Source organism: Lentibacillus sp. L22 (genome assembly GCF_040812445.1).
Taxonomy (GTDB): domain Bacteria; phylum Bacillota; class Bacilli; order Bacillales; family Amphibacillaceae; genus Lentibacillus_C; species Lentibacillus_C daqui.
On the sequence record NZ_JBFNXI010000001.1, the window covers coordinates 82,551 to 103,857 of the forward strand.

At 40.9% G+C, this 21,307-nt stretch carries 24 protein-coding genes; 19 read left to right on the plus strand and 5 right to left on the minus strand.

Going from position 1 to position 21,307, the window contains the following annotated elements:
• The first annotated feature begins 149 nt into the window (after positions 1-149).
• The 4 genes from spoIIM (at position 150) to ABRT01_RS00435 (ending at position 2,693) form a co-directional block, all read left to right on the plus strand.
• Positions 150-788: a stage II sporulation protein M gene (gene spoIIM, locus ABRT01_RS00420; protein ID WP_367746026.1), complete on the plus strand. Its 639-nt coding sequence runs from the start codon at positions 150-152 to the stop codon at positions 786-788.
• A 117-nt stretch (positions 789-905) separates the two neighbouring features.
• Positions 906-1,361 carry a ferric iron uptake transcriptional regulator gene (gene fur / locus ABRT01_RS00425; RefSeq protein ID WP_269412532.1) on the plus strand — a complete coding sequence of 152 codons (456 nt, stop codon included), beginning with the start codon at positions 906-908 and terminating at the stop codon, positions 1,359-1,361.
• Positions 1,362-1,556: 195 nt separating this feature from the next.
• Entirely contained in the window at positions 1,557-2,228 is a 672-nt protein-coding gene (locus ABRT01_RS00430) for a DUF421 domain-containing protein (protein WP_269412302.1), read from the plus strand.
• 72 nt (positions 2,229-2,300) lie between these two features.
• Positions 2,301-2,693 (plus strand): hypothetical protein, encoded by a 393-nt coding sequence (locus ABRT01_RS00435; RefSeq protein WP_367746028.1) that lies wholly within the window; start codon positions 2,301-2,303, stop codon positions 2,691-2,693.
• Between the two features lie 11 nt (positions 2,694-2,704).
• Here the strand turns inward: ABRT01_RS00435 and ABRT01_RS00440 are convergent, their stop codons facing one another.
• The 5 genes from ABRT01_RS00440 to ABRT01_RS00460 are packed head-to-tail and all read right to left on the minus strand — an operon-like array spanning position 2,705 to position 8,011.
• Positions 2,705-3,334, minus strand: a complete 630-nt coding sequence (locus ABRT01_RS00440; RefSeq protein ID WP_367746030.1) for an NTP transferase domain-containing protein — start codon at positions 3,332-3,334, stop codon at positions 2,705-2,707.
• Positions 3,267-4,367 (minus strand): XdhC family protein, encoded by a 1,101-nt coding sequence (locus tag ABRT01_RS00445; protein ID WP_367746033.1) that lies wholly within the window; start codon positions 4,365-4,367, stop codon positions 3,267-3,269. Before ABRT01_RS00445 ends, ABRT01_RS00440 begins: the two co-directional genes overlap by 68 nt.
• Positions 4,351-4,839, minus strand: coding sequence for a (2Fe-2S)-binding protein (locus tag ABRT01_RS00450; protein ID WP_367746035.1), 489 nt, complete (start codon positions 4,837-4,839; stop codon positions 4,351-4,353). The genes ABRT01_RS00445 and ABRT01_RS00450 overlap by 17 nt, the downstream gene beginning before the upstream one ends.
• Positions 4,840-4,841: 2 nt before the next feature.
• Positions 4,842-5,675 (minus strand): FAD binding domain-containing protein, encoded by an 834-nt coding sequence (locus ABRT01_RS00455; protein WP_367746037.1) that lies wholly within the window; start codon positions 5,673-5,675, stop codon positions 4,842-4,844.
• Positions 5,675-8,011 (minus strand): xanthine dehydrogenase family protein molybdopterin-binding subunit, encoded by a 2,337-nt coding sequence (locus ABRT01_RS00460; protein ID WP_367746039.1) that lies wholly within the window; start codon positions 8,009-8,011, stop codon positions 5,675-5,677. Before ABRT01_RS00460 ends, ABRT01_RS00455 begins: the two co-directional genes overlap by 1 nt.
• A gap of 269 nt (positions 8,012-8,280) precedes the next feature.
• On the opposite strand from ABRT01_RS00460, the gene ABRT01_RS00465 reads away from it, so the two are divergent.
• From ABRT01_RS00465 to ABRT01_RS00535, 15 genes are all read left to right on the plus strand, one after another.
• The gene (locus ABRT01_RS00465) at positions 8,281-8,487 is read left to right on the plus strand and encodes a DUF4227 family protein (RefSeq protein WP_367746041.1); all 207 of its coding nucleotides are present in this window, start codon (positions 8,281-8,283) and stop codon (positions 8,485-8,487) included.
• A 5-nt stretch (positions 8,488-8,492) separates the two neighbouring features.
• Complete coding sequence (gene xerD / locus ABRT01_RS00470; RefSeq protein WP_367746043.1) at positions 8,493-9,383, plus strand: site-specific tyrosine recombinase XerD; 891 nt, start codon at positions 8,493-8,495, stop codon at positions 9,381-9,383.
• Between the two features lie 182 nt (positions 9,384-9,565).
• Positions 9,566-10,747 carry a phosphopentomutase gene (gene deoB, locus ABRT01_RS00475; protein WP_367746044.1) on the plus strand — a complete coding sequence of 394 codons (1,182 nt, stop codon included), beginning with the start codon at positions 9,566-9,568 and terminating at the stop codon, positions 10,745-10,747.
• 108 nt (positions 10,748-10,855) lie between these two features.
• On the plus strand, positions 10,856-12,160 hold the full coding sequence (locus ABRT01_RS00480) for a pyrimidine-nucleoside phosphorylase (RefSeq protein WP_367746045.1): 1,305 nt from the start codon (positions 10,856-10,858) through the stop codon (positions 12,158-12,160).
• A gap of 178 nt (positions 12,161-12,338) precedes the next feature.
• Positions 12,339-13,520, plus strand: coding sequence for a D-alanyl-D-alanine carboxypeptidase family protein (locus ABRT01_RS00485; protein WP_367746046.1), 1,182 nt, complete (start codon positions 12,339-12,341; stop codon positions 13,518-13,520).
• A gap of 176 nt (positions 13,521-13,696) precedes the next feature.
• Positions 13,697-14,050, plus strand: a complete 354-nt coding sequence (gene spoIIAA, locus ABRT01_RS00490; RefSeq protein ID WP_269412314.1) for an anti-sigma F factor antagonist — start codon at positions 13,697-13,699, stop codon at positions 14,048-14,050.
• Positions 14,047-14,487 carry an anti-sigma F factor gene (gene spoIIAB / locus ABRT01_RS00495; RefSeq protein ID WP_269412315.1) on the plus strand — a complete coding sequence of 147 codons (441 nt, stop codon included), beginning with the start codon at positions 14,047-14,049 and terminating at the stop codon, positions 14,485-14,487. The genes spoIIAA and spoIIAB overlap by 4 nt, the downstream gene beginning before the upstream one ends.
• A gap of 11 nt (positions 14,488-14,498) precedes the next feature.
• On the plus strand, positions 14,499-15,254 hold the full coding sequence (gene sigF, locus ABRT01_RS00500; RefSeq protein ID WP_269412316.1) for an RNA polymerase sporulation sigma factor SigF: 756 nt from the start codon (positions 14,499-14,501) through the stop codon (positions 15,252-15,254).
• Between the two features lie 107 nt (positions 15,255-15,361).
• Positions 15,362-15,964 (plus strand): stage V sporulation protein AA, encoded by a 603-nt coding sequence (locus tag ABRT01_RS00505; RefSeq protein WP_269412317.1) that lies wholly within the window; start codon positions 15,362-15,364, stop codon positions 15,962-15,964.
• Entirely contained in the window at positions 15,957-16,385 is a 429-nt protein-coding gene (locus ABRT01_RS00510; protein WP_269412318.1) for a stage V sporulation protein AB, read from the plus strand. The genes ABRT01_RS00505 and ABRT01_RS00510 overlap by 8 nt, the downstream gene beginning before the upstream one ends.
• Before the next feature lie 28 nt (positions 16,386-16,413).
• Positions 16,414-17,910, plus strand: coding sequence for a spore germination protein (locus ABRT01_RS00515; RefSeq protein ID WP_269412319.1), 1,497 nt, complete (start codon positions 16,414-16,416; stop codon positions 17,908-17,910).
• Positions 17,911-18,086: 176 nt separating this feature from the next.
• On the plus strand, positions 18,087-19,391 hold the full coding sequence (lysA, locus tag ABRT01_RS00520) for a diaminopimelate decarboxylase (RefSeq protein WP_269412320.1): 1,305 nt from the start codon (positions 18,087-18,089) through the stop codon (positions 19,389-19,391).
• Positions 19,392-19,509: 118 nt separating this feature from the next.
• A complete protein-coding gene (locus tag ABRT01_RS00525; protein ID WP_269412321.1) occupies positions 19,510-19,947 on the plus strand; it encodes a peptidylprolyl isomerase in 438 nt (145 codons plus the stop codon).
• Between the two features lie 35 nt (positions 19,948-19,982).
• Positions 19,983-20,444 carry a M50 family metallopeptidase gene (locus tag ABRT01_RS00530; protein WP_269412322.1) on the plus strand — a complete coding sequence of 154 codons (462 nt, stop codon included), beginning with the start codon at positions 19,983-19,985 and terminating at the stop codon, positions 20,442-20,444.
• 369 nt (positions 20,445-20,813) lie between these two features.
• Positions 20,814-21,185, plus strand: coding sequence for a GNAT family N-acetyltransferase (locus ABRT01_RS00535; protein ID WP_269412323.1), 372 nt, complete (start codon positions 20,814-20,816; stop codon positions 21,183-21,185).
• The last annotated feature ends 122 nt before the right edge of the window (positions 21,186-21,307 follow it).

The window sequence follows — 21,307 nt, forward strand, 5'->3', positions numbered from 1 at the left end:
ACTACTCCGGACTGTGTAGCCAATCCGGAAAAAGAAGACTATTAAAAATGTAAATATGGTATTATTATCAGGAATTCTTCATAGATTTTATTATAAGGGCGTGTCTAAAAAATTATTACGTTCATCTTAAAATCGAATGGAGGATTCCGATGTACCAAAAAAGAACGCTAGCTGTAAATCACATAAAGGAACATGCAGCAATATATCTGTTTATGGTTATTTTGTTTCTAACTGGTATCGTTTTTGGTGCAATTATCGTAAACAGTATGAATTTTGTCCAAAAACAGGATTTGTTTTTTTATTTGGAACGTTTTTTTGGGCAAATTACCGATAAAGACCAGATTGCAGGCGCAGATATTTTAAAGGAAAGTTTCTTTTATCATACCAAGTATTTATTGCTTTTGTTTGTGTTAGGGCTGTCTGTCATCGGGTTGCCGGTAGTTTGGATTTTATTGTTTGTCAAAGGTTTGGTAGTCGGTTTTTCGGTAGGGTTTATTGTAAATCAGCTTGGCATGAAGGGATTGGCACTTGCATCGATTGCAATTGCGCCGCAAAATATTCTAGTCATTCCCATTTACATTATTGCCGGAAGTCTATCGATGATCTTTTCCCTGACCCTATTAAATAAACTTTTTTCCAATAAATTGTCCCAGCCGATTTTACAACCATTTGGCAGATATGTTACTGTTTTTTCCTTATTATTGGTTTGTTCCGTCGCTGCTGCCGGTATGGAAGCTTTTGTCAGTCATGGAGCCATGGAAACATTACTCAAATCCCTTTATAAATAAAAGTAATTATTATATAATAATAATTATTGATAGCAATTTAAAATGATTATACTTTGACACCTGTTTTCCTAATGCATATAATGAAGATGGGAAGAGGGAGGGGGATTATGCATGGCTATGGAACACCGGATTGATCGGATCAAAAAGCAACTCCATGCACAAAGCTATAAGCTTACTCCACAACGGGAAGCGACGGTAAGGGTATTGTTGGAACGCGAAGAAGATCATCTGAGCGCTGAAGATATCTATTTGCTTGTAAAAGAAAAGGCACCAGAAATTGGGCTTGCTACAGTTTATCGCACATTGGAGCTATTATCGGAACTTAAAATTGTTGATAAAATAAATTTTGGTGATGGCGTTTCTCGTTATGATTTGCGTAAAGAAGGCGCAGAACATTTTCATCATCATCTTGTCTGTATTGAATGCGGAGCAGTAGAAGAAATTGTTGATGATTTGTTGCAGGATGTAGAGAAAATCGTTGAGAATGACTGGGGTTTTCAAGTCAAGGACCATCGTCTTACCTTCCATGGTATCTGCAAAAATTGTCAAAAAGTTGCTGTGAAGTCAACATAGATTGACATGTTCTTTTTTTGCTACATACCCATGGTTCGGCGGAAATGAAAAAAGAAAAGAATGAGGTGAACTGTCCATATTTTGGGCGGTTTTTTTGTGCCTTTGAAGGATTACCCGATTGTCCAGGTTTTTGATATGTGTCTATATTTCCCATAAAGATAACACATACTAACCTTAGAAGAGGAGGGTTAGTTGGTGTTTTTGTTTATTGGGAAAGCGGTCATATTGTACATTCTGGCAATCGGTGTTATCCGGCTAATGGGGAGGACTGCTTTTGCGCAATTAACAGCGCATGATCTGACAGGTCTTTTCTTTGTTATTACATTGGCAATGGGGCCGTTAGCAAATGATAAATTGAGCTATGCCATTGGCGGATTAATCGCTATTGGTGTGCTTCATATCGTTTTTTCCAAACTTGCACTTGTCAATTACCTGAATAAACTATTCATTGGCAAGCCGACATTGATTATCAAACATGGTAAACTAATCAAGGAAAATTTAAAGCAATCTCATTTTACCCTGGCAGGTGTGCTGGCTACGCTTCGTGAAAAAGGCTATCCCGACTTGACCCTGGTTGAATTTGCGATAATTGAACCGAGCGGGGAGATTAGTATTATACCGAAACAAGCGGCTACACCGGTAACTCCCGAACAATTAGGGATCGAAACAGCATATCAGGGTATCCCAGTGGCTGTTATTGTCGAGGGGAAGATCCAGTATCGTAACCTGAAACATATGAATAAGGATGAACAATGGCTGAAGAAAGAATTAAAATCCGCCGGTCAACCAAATCATGAGACTATTTTTTATGCGGCTGTACGTGACAAAGATGATCATTTGCTGACCATTGATTATGGTAACGGATAAAACAGATAACATCACGCAAAATATATACCAGAAGGACATTATTTTCCTGATTACCCCAAAGGAGCGATCATTTTGCAGCCAAAACAGACTGTATTGGAACGTTATCAGCAGCAACAACTCATGCAACAGCAACTAAATGGTTTACAGGTACAAATGCAAACGAAGCAGCAGCCATCCCCAAACCAGCAACGGCTGCAGCAGATTTTTCAAGCAACACATAACGCCTTGCAACAGGCGCATCAATCGGTTCGACAGGCCCAGGCAGCCAATCCGCAACAAGTTCAACTACAAGCTGCTGAACAAAGTCTGCAGCAGGCAACTCAACAGCTGAAACAATTAAAAACATCTGCCCCTGAACTTTCTTTGGCGTTACCCAAAGAGACCCAGCAACAACTAAAACAGCTTGATCAGCAAATCCAGCAAGCAGCACAAACCTTGAACTTGGTAAAAACATCCATGCAATAAGGAATTCCCGGTTACATATGCATGGTGCAGTCTTTAATTATCTGGTAATCCGCTGTTGTATCCACATCAAAAAAAGCCCAGGGGTCGGAAAAATGAACAAAACGTCCTTTTGCTGATTCATGCTGTAGCAATTGGCGGGCCCCTTGATCACCTTGTAATTGGAATAGTTTTGGGAATATACTGCTGGTAAACAAAATTGGCGGTCGTGTTATACCAGAAAAGGTTGCCGCAACAAATAATAAATCTGGGTTCTGTCTATGCTGTTCAATCAGTTGATTAATCATCCTCGTGGAAATGAATGGCTGGTCGGCTAAAAGAACCATGGCCGCCTTCATATGGAATTTTCCTGCGTAATGCAGGCCACATTTTAATGAATACGATTGGCCCTTGCCGGCATCTTTACATGCAACATGAACCCATTTTCCTTGGTACGTCGAGAGCCAGTCATTCGGTATCCAATTAAGCCTATCCGTCGTATTGGTCACAACAATTACCCGGTCCAGGGACGATTGTAGGGCAGTACGAAGGGCAAAACTACCCAGTGATCCATTCTTCCCAAGTGGCTGATGCAGTTTATTCTTGCCAAAACGTCTGCTTCTGCCTGCTGCTAGATAAATGGCTGCTATTTCGTCTCGTGTCACCGGCTAACCTCTTTTCATACGATTTTTCTCGTTTAACCTGAACCATGTCAGCAACAATGCTAATAGCGATTTCTTCAGGGTCCTTAGCCCCAATTGCCAGTCCTGCGGGAGAATGAACGTGTTCTGGTATGTTTTTTCCATGCAAGAGCCTGGAAGTACGTTTACGTGGACCGAGAATGCCAAAGTAGTTTACCTGTTGACTGGACAGTGATGCAAGCAGTTCTTTGTCCTTTTGAAAATCATGGGTCGTAATCATAATGGAATCGGTTGGCCAGAAATCCAGTTCTTTTACCATTTCCGGAATGGATGGGATCTTGATAAAACTTGCATCCGGAAAATCCATTTTGTTCAGCCTTGCCAGCCGCCAGTCCCAGATGATTACCTTAAAATTGGTTTTAGCTGCTACAGCTGCCAAAGGAATGACATCAGGCCCTGCTCCAAAAATAAACAGGCGGGGTTGTGGTTCAAAACGATGAATAAAGATATGGCTACCCAAATTTTCCATATATTGCAGACGTGATTTGTTCGCGTGACGTGCAATTTTGTTCAATTGATGTGACATGGCATCACGATGGCCAAACATATGCTGATCCTTCGACACATAGAGCGTGCGAACAGACGAAGGATCTTTTTCAAAAATCTTCATTGCTACTACTGGAATGCCCTGATGAAGATAAGCCCTTAATGTAAGTAAATCCTTGTAGTTTATAGAATTCACCTTTTCCAGGAGAATATGGATTTTTCCGTTACAACCAGCACCGCGACCCCAGGATAAGTCGTCCTCGGCACTTGTATCATAGACAAATGTCTGATTTTGAACCGATGACGTTTGCATCAGTTCAGTCGCCCGAATTGCCAAATCAGTTTCCAAACAGCCTGCACTAATGATGCCTATTTGCTTTCCATTTGCGGAAAACAGCATCGATGTTCCTTCTTTTTGGTATGCTGACCCTTCTACATGAATAATTGTCGCTAACACACTTTGCTCATCCGAATTTGCGATTTCATCAAGCATTTCAATAATATGAGCCATTTTTGTTTTTCCTCACATTCAACATGCTTTTTACAGCCTCCTTGATTTCCTGGTATCCAGTACATCGGCAAATATTGGATTCCAGCCATTCATCAATTACTGCATCGTCCGCATCAGGGCAATTTTCGATGAGGGCATAACTATTAAGTACATATCCGGGTGTACAATATCCACATTGAATCGCCCAATTTTTGATGAAATCATTTTGCACAGTCTGGTCAAGTAATCCTTCAATCGTTGTAATTTGATGATTGACTGCTTCTACAGTTAGTATGTGGCAGGAATTAATGGGAGTGCCATCGATAAGAATGGTACATGTGCCGCAATCGCCATTCTCACACCCGGGCTTTGCTCCCATCAGTCCCAGTTGATCGCGTAATGTATATAGAAGTGTCTCTGCATTGCGTACATATAGGTTTTTTTGCAGACCATTAATGTTTAATGTAACCAAGTTTCCTTGTGCTGCTTTCATCGTCAGGATACCCCCTTGCTACGTTGCAATAATTTCGCCAGTTCCTGTGCCAGCACAAATTCCCGGTATTCCCGTGATCCATGCATGTCGTTATGCGTTGCACCCGGCAGATGGTTTAGTACCTGTTGGATTCTTGTTTGCTCCGAATGGGAGGTGTCATTTAATACCAACTCCAATTGCTCCGTTCGAAAAGGGAAATCACATACACCGCTAAGTGCAACCCTTATTTTTCCGTCCACTTTCATGGAAGCGAGAGAGACAATCGGATAGTTCACATTGGAATGTTTTGTTTTTTTGCTGCTCCAGTATGGATAGTTGGAAAATTGACCATCCGTGATGATCTGGATAAGAAATTCTCCATCATTCAGTTGTACGCCGTTCTGATAGATTTTATGAATGGAAGTTGTTCTGATCCCCTTTTTTTCCGCAATGACAACCTCGCTGTCGGCTAACAGAAAAGGAAGAAGGGCCTCCCGATAACATAGATGCCCGGAAATATTGCCGCCAATTGTTATTTTGTTGCGGGCAGTTCGGTGTGCAATCGCACGTGAAACGTCTGACAGTAAGGGAAATAGGTTGGAATCAGCAATGGTTGTCAATGTAACAGCTGAACCAATCACAAGTTGATTTCCGTTGAACTGAAATTCATTGCAATCAGGGATTCCTTTTAAATCGATGACTGCATCCACTTGGATCTCATGCATTCGGGCCCGGCTAATAAATTCTGTGCCCGCATAGTAGTGGGGTATTTTCCCGTTTGCCTGCAAATCGTAAAATAGCGTGACCGCTTCCTGTATGGTTGTTGGTTTATAATATTCAAAATCAAAGGCTATCATTAGCTTCCTCCTCTTTTCCGCCAAATCAGTTCAGGTACCAGGGGAAGCTGGTTCATATTCGTACCACAGGCAAGTGATAAACTATTGGCTAAAGCGCCGGCCATACCGATGACCCCATATTCGCCAATCCCGCGGGCTCCGAATGGTCCATCGACAAGTGGTGTTTCCACGAAATCAACAAGGTATTCCGGGGCTTCACTGAATCGCAGAATATCATAGGATCTTAGTTTCGGATTAAGTACCTTTCCATTATCATCAAAGGTAAACGATTCTCTGGATGCCCAGCTTAGTCCCAGATACATACCACCACGCATTTGCCCAATTGCCGCGTTTGGATTAATCACTTTTCCAGCATCAAGGACAGTTGCTGCTTTGAGAATTTTGTATGTGCAATCGAGTGGGTCGAATTCGATTTCGACCGCTTGCGCACCAACTGTCCATTGCGGTCCCGGTTTACCAAAACCAGTTTCCGGATCCAATGGTGTCAAATGCCGCACAACATGAGACCCTTCACCAATGACCAAACCACCGATGGAATTACCATTTGGATATTTGTATGAATTCGCGACATCCTTGATCTTTATTCCATACTCAGGACTATCCTTGATAAAAACCATCCCATTTGCCACATCGAGATCATCAGGTAAACACTTTAGTACAATTGATGCGGTATTTTTTAATTGTTTGATTACATCTTCAGCTGCGGCGATCACGGCTCGTCCAGCCAAATAGGTTGTACTGCTGGCAACCGTTTTCCACTGATGCGGATCATATTGGGTATTTACTTCCATGGTCACATGAATTTTTTTCATATCCATTTTCAATCGTTCAGCCAGGATTTGTGCCAGCACCGTTTTTGTCCCCTGGCCAAGTTCCACGGCAGCACAATTCAAATTCACGCTCCCATCGCGATTAAAGGTGAGAATCACGCCGGCTGTTGCATTTGGCGGCGTACTCGAGGTTTTCCAAAATGAACTGATTCCTTTTGTTCGTATTTTACCGTCATTTGTTGTAATCTGTTGTCCTTCATCCCAATTGATAAGCTGTTTTAACTTTTTTATACATGAAGATACATCACCAATATTGCTGGCATTTAAATGGGTTTGGGTTGGTGTTGTATCACCTGGCTTGATAGCATTTGCCAATCGTAATTCAAGGGGATCCATATTTAACTTTGCGGCAAGTATGTCCATGGCTCGTTCCATGACAAATGTTAATTCATTGTGTCCAAAGCCTCGAAATGAGGTGGCATATGGATGGTTTGTATAAACACAATGGGAATCACAGGTGACATGATCAATTCGATAAGGGCCGGTGCAATCGACGGCACCAGCCTTACTCATGCCGGCACCCATGTCGGAATAGGCTCCGCTGTCAAACAAAAATTCGAAAGCGGCTGCTTTTAATTTCCCGTCGCTGGATGCACCAAGTTTTACCTTCGCCTCCAATCCGATATGAACGGGTGAAGTGATTAAATCTTCTTCCCTTGAATTTTGGATTTTTACCATTTTCCCTCCAACAGCTCGGGAGGCTACATAGGCCAGAAATTCAAGTTGTACGGTTCCTTTTCCGCCGAATGCGCCACCGAGCATGGGCGTATGCACCGATATTTTCCCTGCGTCAATATTGAAAAACTGACTGAATAATTTTTTGATATAAAAAGGCCCCTGTGTTGAGGAATAAATCATAACTCGATCATCGGGAAGAATTTCCACCCGGGCGACTCTTGTTTCCAGTGCTGCATGGTCAGACGGCGAGAAGGACAAATCTGTTTCAATGGTTATATCACTTTCATTCCAGCCGGTTTCCATATTGCCTTTTCGGATTTTGGTCAGGTTGGCAATATTGGAGTCGGGTATTGCATGGACTCCTTCCACTTGAACTTTATATGTACCTAAATCCTCGTGAATTAACGGAGCATTGGGCAGGATCGCTTCACCAGGAGAATTGACAACAGGCAGTTCCTCATAGTCTATGTGAATAAGATTTGCAGCCTGTTTTGCATGCTGGATAGTATCGGCAACTACCATTGCAACCGGTTCACCGTAATAACGAACCTTTTTCTGTGCTAAAATAGGCCTGTCAGCAAGCAATGGACCAACAAGCAGTGGTACTTCCTCACCGGTTAAAATAGCCTGCACGCCGGGAACTTCCCAAGCTTTTACTGTATCAATAGATTTAATTTTGGCATGCGCGTAATCACTTGTATGTAAGGCCGCATGCAGGACTCCTGGGATAGAAATGTCTCCAGTATATTTTACCCGGCCAAATGCTTTATCCGCAGCATCGATCCGTTGCACATCCTTCCCGACAACGGAAAAATTCTCTTTATTCATCTCCACACACCTCGGATTTCAGACTATAGATTGTAGTATTTGCCACTCCAATTTCATTTATACAATGTACGGTCACTCTAATTTACAAATGGGCGAAAATAGCGTATTTTAAAGGTATGGTTCGTTTAGAATGTGGTCTTTACTAATCTCATGTTTACGTTAGCAAAATGGTCCCATTTGCGTTTTCTTATTGCTTCTATGTATATTGTTCTACTTTTTTGGCATATCTTTTAAATAAGATAGCTTTAATTTAGAAGGGGACATGCCTTGTGAAGCAAATAATATGGGACACATTAAAGATTTTCGTTATTTTTGTTGCATGCACGTTTTTGTTTTATTTTGGACTTCAGGCGATGCATACTGAATATGAACAAATCCATCGTTATGATGCACCTGAAGGACCATCTGTCAAAGTATTTAAGACCGACAACCGTTTCATTGATCGATTGCATTTATTTTTTCGATTAGGAGAGTAATAGTCATGTTGGAATCACAATTGGAAGATTTCTTTCATCATTTGAAAATCGAACGGGGATTGTCGGATAATACGCTAAAGTCGTATCATCGGGACTTACAACAATATTTGCATTACATCAAAACTGCTACAGGGATGGTACAATGGGAGGCTGTCAAGCGAAGGGATATCACGGGATTTCTTTATATGTTAAAGGACAATGGTAAATCTGCTGCCACCATCGCAAGAATTCTGTCATCCATTCGCCTGTTTCATCGTTTTTTAATTAATGAACAACTTGTTACCCATGATGTATGCCTACACATTGAAACCCCCAAACAGGAAAGAAAACTGCCGGATGTTCTATCACCTGCCGATGTGGAGGCGTTGCTTTCCATCAGTGGCAATACGCCATTGAAAATACGAAATAAGGCGATGCTTGAGTTGTTATACGCGACGGGACTGCGGGTTACAGAGTTGATTACCATTCCGATTAGTGATCTTCATTTAACCATGGGATTTGTTCGCTGTTTGGGAAAAGGAGCGAAAGAGCGAATTGTTCCGCTTGGTGATCTTGCCAAAGACGCGGTCCAGGAATACATAGACGATGCCCGCAGCAAATTGGTTAAACATCAGGACACAAAAGCATTATTCGTCAATCAGCATGGCAGGCCTTTAACACGGCAAGGCGTTTGGAAGATTTTAAAGCAGGCAGCCAGGGATGCTGGTATTACCAAAAAAATAACACCGCATACACTGCGACATTCCTTTGCGACCCACTTGTTGGAAAATGGTGCTGATTTGCGATCGGTTCAGGAAATGCTTGGACATGCAGATATTTCTACTACGCAAATTTACACGCATGTGACAAAAGCTAGATTAAAAGATGTCTATAATATGTATCATCCACGGGCGTAATAGTTCGACTATTGTCCGACAATTCCAAAGACGATATAAAACGAAGCCAGAAGGGGAAACTCTTATTTCTATCTTCATTCCGTTGTGCACATACGAATGAAATCACACATAGTCGCGTTGCTAGTGACAAAATAGACATAATTAAAATATAAACAGGGAAGATAATACTGGGAGGTTTGATCATGAATCAATTTAAACGGGTATTTTTAATTGTTCTGGATTCGGTCGGGATCGGCGAAGCACCAGATGCGGCCAAATTTGGTGATCAAGGTGCGGATACACTTGGTCATATTGCGGAGCGGATGCATGGGCATGGGCTTCATATGCCAAATATGGGTAAATTGGGGTTAAGTAACATTCGAGAAATTGATGGGGTAGAAAAAGCAGCTACACCATTAGCCTGTTATACAAAAATGCAAGAGGCATCTAATGGAAAAGATACGATGACCGGTCATTGGGAAATTATGGGGTTGAACATCCAACAGCCGTTCCGGACATTTCCTGATGGTTTTCCACCTGAATTAATCAATGAACTGGAAGCAAAAACAGGCCGGAAAATAATTGGTAATAAGCCTGCTTCCGGAACAGCTATTATTGAAGAACTTGGCGAGGACCATATGAAAACGGGTGACCTGATCGTTTATACGTCAGCCGATTCCGTGTTACAAATAGCCGCCCATGAAGAGGTAGTTCCGCTTGATGAACTTTACCGGATCTGTGAAATTGCCCGGGAGCTGACATTAGATGAACGATACATGGTTGGGCGAGTGATTGCCAGACCATTTGTTGGCAAGCCAGGGGCATTTGAACGCACTCCCAATCGGCATGATTATGCACTAAAACCATTTGGACGGACAGTAATGAATGAATTAAAGGACAGTGGTTATGACGTGATTGCCCTTGGGAAAATTTCCGATATTTATGATGGGGAAGGAGTTACCGAAGCAATTCGGACGAAAGACAATGAAGATGGCATGACCAAAATAGTGGAATCTATGGATAAGGACTTTACCGGAATCAGTTTTTTAAATTTGGTTGACTTTGATGCCAAATATGGTCATCGACGTAATCCAAAAGGATATGGGGAGGCGTTAGAAGCATATGATGCCAGACTTCCAGAAGTTTTGCATAAACTGACTGATCAAGATTTGCTGATAATTACAGCTGACCATGGGAATGATCCAATTCATCATGGAACTGATCATACGCGTGAATACGTTCCATTGCTTGTTTATCATATCGGCAGTAAACAAGGCAAAGAGCTGCCATTACGAAAAACCTTTGCAGATGTTGGTGCAACCATTGCCGATAATTTTGACATAAAAATGCCAGAGCATGGAAAAAGCTTTTTGGGTGACATTTGATCAACAGACAAATATGAATTGGAAATCGGTTATTCCCTGATTTCCAATCGATACATAATTTCCATCTTGACAGACGAGAGTAATTTAAGGATGAATCGAGGGGTTTATATGAGAATGTATGATATCATTGAAAAAAAACGCGATGGTGGGGAATTAACTGAAGCAGAGATTCGTTTTTTTGTTGAGGGATATACCAAAGAAGACATTCCTGATTACCAGGTTAGTGCTCTATTAATGGCGATTTACTATCAGGGCATGACCCCGGAGGAATGTGCTACCTTAACATCAGCAATGGTTGATTCTGGAGATAAAATCGACCTTTCTGCGATTTCCGGGATAAAGGTTGATAAACATTCCACTGGTGGTGTAGGCGATACTACCACATTAGTCCTGGCACCACTGGTTGCTTCATTAGGTGTCCCGGTTGCAAAAATGAGTGGGCGCGGATTGGGACACACTGGCGGAACCATTGATAAACTGGAAGCTATCCCGGGATTTCATGTGGAATTGACAGGCGATGAATTTATTGAGTTGGTTAATAAGAATAAGGTGGCCGTTGTAGGACAAACCGGTAATTTAACACCTGCTGATAAAAAACTGTATAGTTTACGGGATGTGACCGCTACAGTGGATTCTATTCCACTGATCGCCAGCTCAATCATGAGTAAAAAAATCGCCTCCGGGGCTGATGCGATCGTGTTGGATGTGAAGACGGGTGCAGGTGCCTTCATGAAGGACCTGGCAGATGCCAAGGAACTGGCGCATCAAATGGTTTCCATTGGCAATCATGTAGGCAGAAAAACGATGGCCGTCATTTCAGATATGAGTCAGCCACTTGGCAGAGCAATCGGAAATGCATTGGAGGTTCAGGAAGCCATTGAAACACTTAAAGGTAATGGACCAACAGATTTAACCGAATTATGTTTCACACTTGGCAGCCAAATGGTCGTTCTAGCCAACAAAGCAGATAATCTTGATGACGCCAGGTTAAAACTAAAGGAAAGTATCCAAACTGGTAAAGCCTTGGCACAATTTAAAACCTTCATTGCCTCCCAAGGTGGAGACGCAAGCGTAGTGGATGACCCAACACTACTACCGGCAGCTGCCCAAAAAATCGAGTTAAAGGCGAAGAACTCCGGCACGATTCAAAGTATTATCGCAGACGACATTGGTACGGCAGCGATGATGCTTGGGGCTGGACGGGCGACAAAAGAATCAGATATTGATCTTGCAGTAGGTCTTGTACTTCACAAAAAAGTTGGTGATAGTGTCAAGGCGGGAGAAACTTTGGTAACGATCCATGCGAATCAAGAGCAGCTCGATGAGGTGAAAGAAAAATTGTATACAAGCATTACCATTGCTGAGCACCCGGCAAAAGCGCCATCTTTGATTTACGATATGATAACTGAATGATATTTCACAGACAACGGGCACATCATCCAGATGATGTGCCCGTTGTCTATATCGGTGCTAATCTTCAATTTTTCGGTACATACCATCATTAATTACCGAAAAACAGATGCCATTTCAAGTTATAAAAACAATGCTTCCTGTCAATCCTAGAAATATATTGACTCTTGGAGGTAAGGCTATGAAAAAGAATGTTTTTTTGATTAGTATGGTTATGACTTTATTATGGTTCTCTAGTTTGTCTGTTTTTGCCGCAGAGAAAGGAACGGATAAATCCAAGGAATCCCTTGATCTTGCTCCCGATGCAAAATCGGCTATCCTGATTGAGCGGGATACTGGAAAAATACTATTTGATAAAAATAGCCAGGAAGAGCTTCCACCTGCGAGTATGACGAAAATAATGACCCTCCTGCTCATCATGGAAGAACTCGATCGGGGTAATTTAAAATTGGACGAAAAAATTCGAGTTAGCGAAAACGCCGCTTCCATGGGAGGATCACAAATCTTTTTGGAAGCTGGCGAGGAAATGACTGTCAATGATCTGTTAAAGGGAATCTCCATTGCTTCCGGTAATGATGCGAGTGTCGCCTTGGCAGAACGTATTGCTGGCAGTGAGGAAGCATTTGTACAAAAAATGAATAAAAAGGTTAAGGACTTGGGTCTGAAAAATACCCATTTTAATAATTGTACCGGTTTGCCGGCTGATGACCACTACAGTACAGCACATGACATGTCAGTAATGGCCAAAGAACTATTAAAATACGAAAAGATTACTGACTATACCTCGTTATATGAAGATTACTTACGCAAAGGAACCGAGGATGAATTCTGGCTGGTCAATACCAATAAACTAGTAAAATTTTATCCAGGTGTTGATGGATTGAAAACAGGCTATACGAATGAGGCGAAATATTGCCTGACAGCAACTGCCAAAAAGAATGATATGCGGGCGATTGCTGTTGTGATGGGGACCAAAACAACAAAAGAACGAAATGCCAACGTTACCAACATGCTGGATTACGCGTTTAACCAGTTTAGTACCAAGAAACTATTTAAAAAAGGGCAACCAATTACAACCCTGAAATTATTAAAAGCAGAAGATGGTAAGGTGGATGTTGTCGCCTCGGAATCGATCAGCACCTTGTATGAAAAAGGAAAAGAACCGAAAAATATTGCCACCTCAGTGCAAATGGATGACATAAACCTGCCATTGAAAAAAGGAGATAAGGTCGGAACGTTAGTTGTAAAAGACGGTAAAAAGGTCTTGTCAAAAACACCGTTAACCGTGAATAAAGATGTAAAACAAGCATCCTTCTTCACGTTATTTAAACGCTCTCTGGGCGAACTAACAAAATCACGCTAACCAATCAAACCAAGCGCAGCACCAACCGTCTGCGCTTTTGGTGTGGTTACGACGAACCTTACTAAATGAAATTTCATTCTGTTTTTGTCGGTTTTTTTCTTCTTTTGTCGTCATGCAGGAATTGAGGGGCTTCATATTGAAATGAAAAGGTACAACCTATGGAGGAGGAGACACAAATGAGTTTGGAGACTACATTCGATGTAAAAGAAGATGTGTTGATTGTCCGATTAGCCGGAGAACTCGATCATCATGAAACAGAGAAGCTACGTACTGCGTGGAAGGATATGTTGTATAAAAATGATGTAAAACATGTGGTACTAAATTTAGAAGCCGTATCATTTATGGACAGTTCAGGTCTGGGAGTCATTTTGGGACGGTATAAAGAGGTTCTTCAACTGGGTGGCGAAATGGTAGTCTGTTCTGTTTCGCCGGCTGTTAATCGGTTGTTTGAGATGTCCGGGATGTTTAAAATCGTTCGTTTGGAGGAGAACGAACAATATGCATTAGTTACATTGGGGGTGGCATCATGAATAATGAAATGAATGTAGCGTTTTCCAGTATTAGTGAAAATGAATCGTTTGCCCGTGTGGCAGTGGCCGCATTTGTCACACAAATTGATCCGACAATGGATGAGCTGACGGAAATCAAAACAGTTGTATCCGAGGCTGTAACAAATGCGATTATTCATGGGTACAATAATGAACCGGATCATCAAGTCTATATCACATGTGTATTGCGTGACGATGAATTAGAATTAATCATCAAAGACGATGGGGTAGGGATTGGCGATATAGAAGAGGCCAGACAACCTTTATTTACCTCGAAACCTGAGCTGGAACGATCGGGCATGGGCTTTACGATCATTGAGAATTTTATGGATTCGGTTAAAGTTATCTCGGAGGCAGGAGCAGGCACATCTGTTTACATGACGAAACAATTAACAAAAAATAAAACGGTGAGTAAGTAGGAGACTTGCCAATGGATGTAAATGTTAAGCATTTCAATCGCAAAGATGATCCTTTAACCGATGAGCAAGTAAAGGAATATATTTATAAGAGTCAACAAGGCGATCAAGATGCCAGGGATTTACTCGTAGAAAGGAATATGAAGCTTGTCTGGTCAGTTGTGCAGCGTTTTATCAATCGTGGCTATGACCCGGATGATTTATTTCAAATTGGCAGTATTGGTTTGATCAAATCCATTGATAAATTTGATCTCTCCTATGATGTCCGGTTCTCCACGTACGCTGTTCCTATGATCATTGGAGAAATCCAGCGGTTTATTCGCGATGATGGTAGCATAAAAGTGAGCAGGACACTTAAAGAAACTGGAAATAAAATCCGCAAGAAGAAAGATGAACTAACCAAACGGCTGGGCAGATCCCCTACCATTCATGAAATAGCTGATGAATTGGATATCTTGGCTGAAGATGTTGTCCATGCGGAGGAAGCAGCGAAATCACCGCATTCCATTCATGAAACGGTGTTTGAAAATGACGGGGATCCGATTACATTATTGGATCAAATCGCTGATACGGATACACGATGGTTTGACAAAATTTCACTACAGGAGGCAATACGGGGGTTAAATGAGCGGGAACGACTTATTGTCTACTTGCGGTATTACAAGGATCAAACCCAATCTGAAGTGGCGGATCGCTTGGGAATATCGCAAGTACAAGTATCAAGATTAGAGAAAAAAATATTGCATGATATGAAGGATAAAATGGGCTGACATAGCAACAGACAAAAACCAAAAAGCAGATCATCACAAAGATGATCTGCTTTTTGTGTTCATAAAAAGTGAGTTTTTGCGAATGCTAACCGTATGGGGTGATACATATGACAAATATCGTGTACATTCGCATGAAGAAAAAGATAGAAATAACTGGAATGAAGACAATCTTGTTAAAAGACATTGCTTATTTGTCTACATCCTCTCATTTCAAACAGCAAATGGAGGAAACAACCCTTTATCATATCACGAAAAAGGATCGGAATATCGTTGTTATCGATGGTTTTATCATTATTGATCATTTAAGTCAGTTATTTTCGGATTTGGAATTTCAACTTGTTGGACCACAACAGACTATCATTTGGATTACAAAAACAAAAAAAACACCATCTGTCATATTAGCATCTTTTGTCTGGATTATATTGTTTATCGGAGCAGCAATGACGATTATGAATTTTCATTACGATGTCAGCATGCAGGAAGTGCAACAAAAAATACACTATTTATTAACTGGAAAACATAGCAAGTACCCACTTTGGATACAAATACCATATTCATTTGGGCTGGGAGTCGGGATGTTGTTATTCTTTAATCACTGGTTTAAAAAACGGTTTAATGAAGAACCAAGTCCGCTCGAAATTGAACTATTTAATTATCAGCAGGATCTGAATCAATATGTCATGCATTACGAAAATAAGTTAGATGATTAGTCATGGGTTGCAAATTATCGCCGAGATCATTATTGGATTTGCCAGTGGTCTTGCTGTGGGCGGTGGTTTTGTTGGCTTCTTAACCGTTTTAGGTGTCATCCCCCGACTTATCCAACTAAGTAAAACAGATCGGCTGATTCCCGCTTATAGTGCATGTATTATTGCCGGTCTTTTGTTTGGTACCTATATGTCATTTTCCGATATAGCATGGAGTGAACCTGCCATTATACTTGTAATTTTAGGTGCATTTCACGGGATTTTTAATGGGATGCTGGCAGCTGCCTTAACTGAGGTTCTTAATGTCTTTCCGATTCTATCCAAACGGATTGGTCTGGAACCATATTTATTAGGTCTGCTTATGGCGATTGTATTTGGAAAAGTAGCCGGATCGTTGTTTCAATGGCTGATCTTTGTCAGATAAAACGAGCATAGAATGGAGTGAGTCAAACATGTCGGACACGAAAAAAAATAAGAGTCCCATCTCACCGGATATTCATGAGACAGAGAAATACATGGAGAAACATGTTGGTGTCAATGTATCATTTGATGTAGGTTTTCGCGAGATCACCGTATTAAAAACTAAAATTCAGCTCTATTATTTAAATGGGATGGTTGATTCATCCAACATTATTCAAATCTTAAAAGTGCTGATCGAAATAAATGACCGTGAAACGGAAAGGAAAAAAGTCCAGTCCATTATTGAAAATCGCTTGATCCACCAACAGGTAGAACAGATTAAATCAATGGATGAAGCAGTAGACCAAATGTTGTCCGGGTTAATTGTGATTTTTATTGACGGCTATAGTGATGCATTTGTGATTGATGTACGTCATTATCCTGGACGAACGCCAGAGGAACCTGATACTGAACATGTGGTAAGAGGTTCACGGGATGGCTATACGGAAAATATCATTGAAAATACTTCCCTCACCAGGCGACGTATTCGCGATGAACGGCTTCGCAATAAAATGATGAGAATTGGCGAACGGTCAAAAATGGATGTTTGTGTAACTTATTTACAGGATGTTGCCGACCCTGGTCTGGTGGATTTAATCAAAAAAGAAATCCAAAAAGTGGATATTGATGGAATGTCGATGACCGATAAAACACTGGAAGAATTTATGATTAAAAACAAGTGGAATCCGTATCCAATGGTTCGTTATACAGAACGACCGGATGTTGCTGCTCATCATTTGCTGGAAGGTCATGTTGTTGTCACTGTTGATACATCACCAAGTGTAATTATTTTTCCTACGACTTTCTTTCACCATGTACAACATGCGGAAGAGTACCGCCAGCGTCCAGCGATAGGTACATTTATTCGGTGGGAGCGAATGCTGGCGATTTTGGCATCTCTTTTCCTTTTGCCATTTTGGTTATTATTTGCCTTGGACCCAACGTTATTGCCTGAATCCTTATCATTCATTGGTCCAAATGAAGAAGGTACAATCCCGATTGCTGTTCAAATTATTTTAGGAATCATAGGAGTAGAATTTTTACGAATGGCTGCCATTCATACACCTACACCGTTGGCAACATCGATGGGGTTAATCGCCGCTGTACTTATTGGGCAGATAGCGATTGATGTAGGGATGCTCAGTCCGGAAGTAATACTATATGTATCCGTCAGTGCAATCGGTTCCTATGTTACACCAAGTTATGAGTTAAGTGTCGCCAATAATATAGTTAGAGTTCTTTTAGTGCTTGCTGTAGCATTCTTTGGGGTGTATGGATTTGTTATTGGTATTACTGTGTTCACCCTATTCCTGGTAAGCCTGAAATCGTTGAAAACACCATATTTTTGGCCGTTTATACCATTTAATGGGAAGGCGCTGATGCATGTTGTATTTCGAATTCCCATGCCATTTTCTGATATACGGCCAAGTATTGTCCATCCTCGCAATGCCTATCGTCAGCCGCTACCGAGGGGAAAAGTTGATGAATAACCCGGAAATTGACATTGGAAATAACAATGGAAGGAAACATTTCCATTGTTATTTCCTTTTCATTTTTTCTTTAATATGATAAAGTTCTTTTCATAAGTTTAACAAATGCAACTGTTTCATCTTTTTGAACAAGCACTTTGGAACGGTTTTAGTTTGGAAAGGGACGGTAACAATACATGATAATAGATAATCATCCATTTACAACAGAACAGGGCCATTTAATGGTCGGGGGTGTTGATGCTGTTGATTTGGCAAGGCAATATGGAACCCCGTTATATGTATATGATGTTTCATTGATTCGTAACAATTGTCGAGCGTTTGTAAAGACGTTTGAACAGAAAGGGGTAAAGGCACAGGTAGCCTATGCAAGTAAAGCATTTTCCTCGATTGCCATGCTTCAGGTAGCCAAACAGGAGAATATGAGCCTTGATGTTGTTTCTGAGGGAGAGTTATATACCGCATTACGGGCTGGTTTTCCAGTGGAACGGATTCATTTGCATGGTAATAATAAAAGCAAAAACGAGATGGAAATGGCAATTAAACATGGGATTGGCTGTATCGTGGTCGATAATTTCCATGACATTTCCTTACTTGATATACTATTAAAGAAATACAATAAAACAATGGACGTACTGATGCGTGTGACCCCGGGTATTGAAGCAAAAACACACCAATATATTTTGACCGGGAATGAGGATTCCAAATTTGGCTTCAGTTTGCAAAATGGACAAGTTGATCAAGCCTTTGAAAAGCTGTATTTTCATGAACAAATTCGGTTTAAAGGACTGCATTGCCACATTGGATCACAAATCACAGAAACCGATCGTTTTTTATTGGCATCCGATAAGTTGTTCGAAAAAATCAAAAAGTGGAACCAACAATACGGCTATATACCGGAAGTCTTAAACCTTGGTGGCGGCTTTGGCATCCGCTATACCGAATCAGATAACCCGATCCCATTACATTTCTATGTAGAGCATTTGGTAGATGCAGTTCAGCGGCGTGCCACACAATTGTCGATTCCTATGCCGGAAATTTGGCTCGAACCGGGACGTGCGATTGTTGGCAATGCTGGTATTACGTTATACACGGTTGGGGCAATGAAGCAAATCCCTGGCGTGCGGCAATATGTGTCAGTTGATGGGGGAATGACCGATAATTTGCGTCCCGCTTTATATGGAGCGAAATATGAGGGTGTCATTGCCAATAAAGCAGAGCATCAGCCAATACAAACCGTTTCTATTGCCGGCAAGTGCTGTGAGTCAGGTGATATGCTCATATGGGATTTACCGGTCCCTGAAATAGACAATGGAGATATTCTGGCGGTCTTTTCAACGGGTGCCTATGGGTATTCCATGTCCAATAATTATAACCGGTTTTCCAAGCCCGCTGTTGTTTTTGTTGAGAACGGTGTCGCGAAACTGGTTGTTGCCCGGGAAACCTATCAAGATGTTGTACAGTTTGATTTGTCTTATGAATAAGGGCAGGCCCAGATGTCAAATTTTGCTTGAGTATCTTGCCGTTTTGCTCGTAATTCTTTTAAAAACAGAAAATACATGGTAAGATAACATTGATTTCAATCATAAAGGGGAATAAATAATGGCTAAAAGAGGCTATATTTTGATGGAAAATGGCGATAAAATCGAATTTGAATTATATCCAAATGAAGCACCAGGAACAGTCGCAAACTTTGAAAAACTGGCAAATGAATCATTTTATGATGGTCTGACCTTTCACCGGGTAATCGATGGTTTTGTCAGCCAGGGCGGGTGTCCAAACGGAAACGGGACTGGCAATGCTGGTTATACCATCAAATGTGAAACAGAAGGAAACCCGCACCGGCATGTGGAAGGATCCTTATCAATGGCACATGCAGGAAAAGATACCGGGAGCTGTCAATTTTTCATTGTCCACGAGGCTCAACCGCACTTGGACGGTGTTCATACCGTTTTTGGACAAGTAACATCTGGTGTGGAACATGCCAAAGCAATGCACAACGGGGATGTAATGAAGGAAGTTAAAGTTTTTGACGAATAAGCATTACCTCATGTGAATGCACTGGGATGTGTGGTATGAATATTTATCTTGTGCTATTGCTGGTTTTTATTATTGCACCAATTAGCACTTTATTGCACGAATTAGGACATGTGCTTGGTGCAAAATGGGCAAAAGCTGATTCTATCATACTATCCATTGGATCCGGTTATAAGATAGCAGCATTTTCCTGTAAGCGAATTCGGGTTTCCCTTCATCTATTGTTTTTTCTGGGCGGCATGGCCTACAATGAAAGAAATAAACCGTATAAATCAAGGGAAATCATTATCATTAGTTTGTGTGGTCCTGTCAGTAACGTAATTGCTGCAGCTGTGGTATTTTATTTCGCCGGTTTCTCTTATGGATTTGTCCGTGCATTCATTTTGTTTAATATGTGGCTGGCAGTGATTAATTTAATACCGTTTCACCTAAACGGGAAACAATCGGATGGCTATACGATTGTAAAAGCCATATTAAACCGTTACAAAACCTGCAAATAAAATACGTGGTGTTTTTTTCAAGGGTTTGACTTTCGTATAGCAAAATAGAATGTTGTCAATGCTGAAATAAAGGGTGAAAAAATAGTTGAGTCAGCGTAAAAAGAATTGGATCCTATTTGCATTTTTGCTTGTCATTGGAATGACATGGGGAGTTGTTTATTGGTTTGTGTTCGTTCTGTAAGAGGATGTGCATAAGGTATCGCGAAATCAATAATAGTTGACAAGAACATGTTGTTCAGGCACATTAATATATATTACGCTATACTTGGTAGAATGCTTTCGATATCGATATAGAAATGTTTTTTAAGTATTTGCCGGCTACGTTTTCTTTCCATGATCTTCAGGTTATTTTCATAATGAGGGGTATCTATGTTAATTCGTTATAAAAAAAATTCGGAAAAAATTGCAATGGGTTTACTTTCTTTTATGCCAAATGAAAAGGATGTAAAAAAATTGCAACAAACCATAAAGGAATACGAGACAAATCCCGATTGGCACCTTTTTCTATGGAAAGAAGATGATGTGCTAGGTGCGATTGGTGTACGTATTGAGAATGATCTTAATGCAGTTGTCCAGCACATATCAGTCAATCCTTCCCATCGCAATTCGGGGATTGGCAAGAAAATGATCAATGAAATTAAGTCAATGTATCAGGATAAATATGCCGTTTGCGCAGATGAACATATTCAAGATTTTTACAATAAATGTACCTCTGATGATAGTGAAAAAGATGATGACTGATAACATCTTTTTCACGGCTTTATCAAAATGACGAGATCAAGTCAAAGAGCCAACCCTTTCATTGGGTTGGCTCTTTGTCGGTCGTTATTTGTTTGCAAACTACAAACAAATGAACAATTTGT

Bases quoted from the DNA above. Each gene is read 5' to 3' on its own strand.
- spoIIM (WP_367746026.1), top strand. From the start codon at position 150: ATGTACCAAAAAAGAACGCTAGCTGTAAATCACATAAAGGAACATGCA.
- fur (WP_269412532.1), top strand. From the start codon at position 906: ATGGAACACCGGATTGATCGGATCAAAAAGCAACTCCATGCACAAAGC.
- ABRT01_RS00445 (WP_367746033.1), bottom strand. From the start codon at position 4,367: ATGGCTCATATTATTGAAATGCTTGATGAAATCGCAAATTCGGATGAG.
- ABRT01_RS00450 (WP_367746035.1), bottom strand. From the start codon at position 4,839: ATGAAAGCAGCACAAGGAAACTTGGTTACATTAAACATTAATGGTCTG.
- ABRT01_RS00455 (WP_367746037.1), bottom strand. From the start codon at position 5,675: ATGATAGCCTTTGATTTTGAATATTATAAACCAACAACCATACAGGAA.
- ABRT01_RS00460 (WP_367746039.1), bottom strand. From the start codon at position 8,011: ATGAATAAAGAGAATTTTTCCGTTGTCGGGAAGGATGTGCAACGGATC.
- xerD (WP_367746043.1), top strand. From the start codon at position 8,493: ATGTTGGAATCACAATTGGAAGATTTCTTTCATCATTTGAAAATCGAA.
- deoB (WP_367746044.1), top strand. From the start codon at position 9,566: ATGAATCAATTTAAACGGGTATTTTTAATTGTTCTGGATTCGGTCGGG.
- ABRT01_RS00480 (WP_367746045.1), top strand. From the start codon at position 10,856: ATGAGAATGTATGATATCATTGAAAAAAAACGCGATGGTGGGGAATTA.
- ABRT01_RS00485 (WP_367746046.1), top strand. From the start codon at position 12,339: ATGAAAAAGAATGTTTTTTTGATTAGTATGGTTATGACTTTATTATGG.
- spoIIAA (WP_269412314.1), top strand. From the start codon at position 13,697: ATGAGTTTGGAGACTACATTCGATGTAAAAGAAGATGTGTTGATTGTC.
- spoIIAB (WP_269412315.1), top strand. From the start codon at position 14,047: ATGAATAATGAAATGAATGTAGCGTTTTCCAGTATTAGTGAAAATGAA.
- sigF (WP_269412316.1), top strand. From the start codon at position 14,499: ATGGATGTAAATGTTAAGCATTTCAATCGCAAAGATGATCCTTTAACC.
- ABRT01_RS00505 (WP_269412317.1), top strand. From the start codon at position 15,362: ATGACAAATATCGTGTACATTCGCATGAAGAAAAAGATAGAAATAACT.
- ABRT01_RS00510 (WP_269412318.1), top strand. From the start codon at position 15,957: ATGATTAGTCATGGGTTGCAAATTATCGCCGAGATCATTATTGGATTT.
- ABRT01_RS00515 (WP_269412319.1), top strand. From the start codon at position 16,414: ATGTCGGACACGAAAAAAAATAAGAGTCCCATCTCACCGGATATTCAT.
- lysA (WP_269412320.1), top strand. From the start codon at position 18,087: ATGATAATAGATAATCATCCATTTACAACAGAACAGGGCCATTTAATG.
- ABRT01_RS00525 (WP_269412321.1), top strand. From the start codon at position 19,510: ATGGCTAAAAGAGGCTATATTTTGATGGAAAATGGCGATAAAATCGAA.
- ABRT01_RS00530 (WP_269412322.1), top strand. From the start codon at position 19,983: ATGAATATTTATCTTGTGCTATTGCTGGTTTTTATTATTGCACCAATT.
- ABRT01_RS00535 (WP_269412323.1), top strand. From the start codon at position 20,814: ATGTTAATTCGTTATAAAAAAAATTCGGAAAAAATTGCAATGGGTTTA.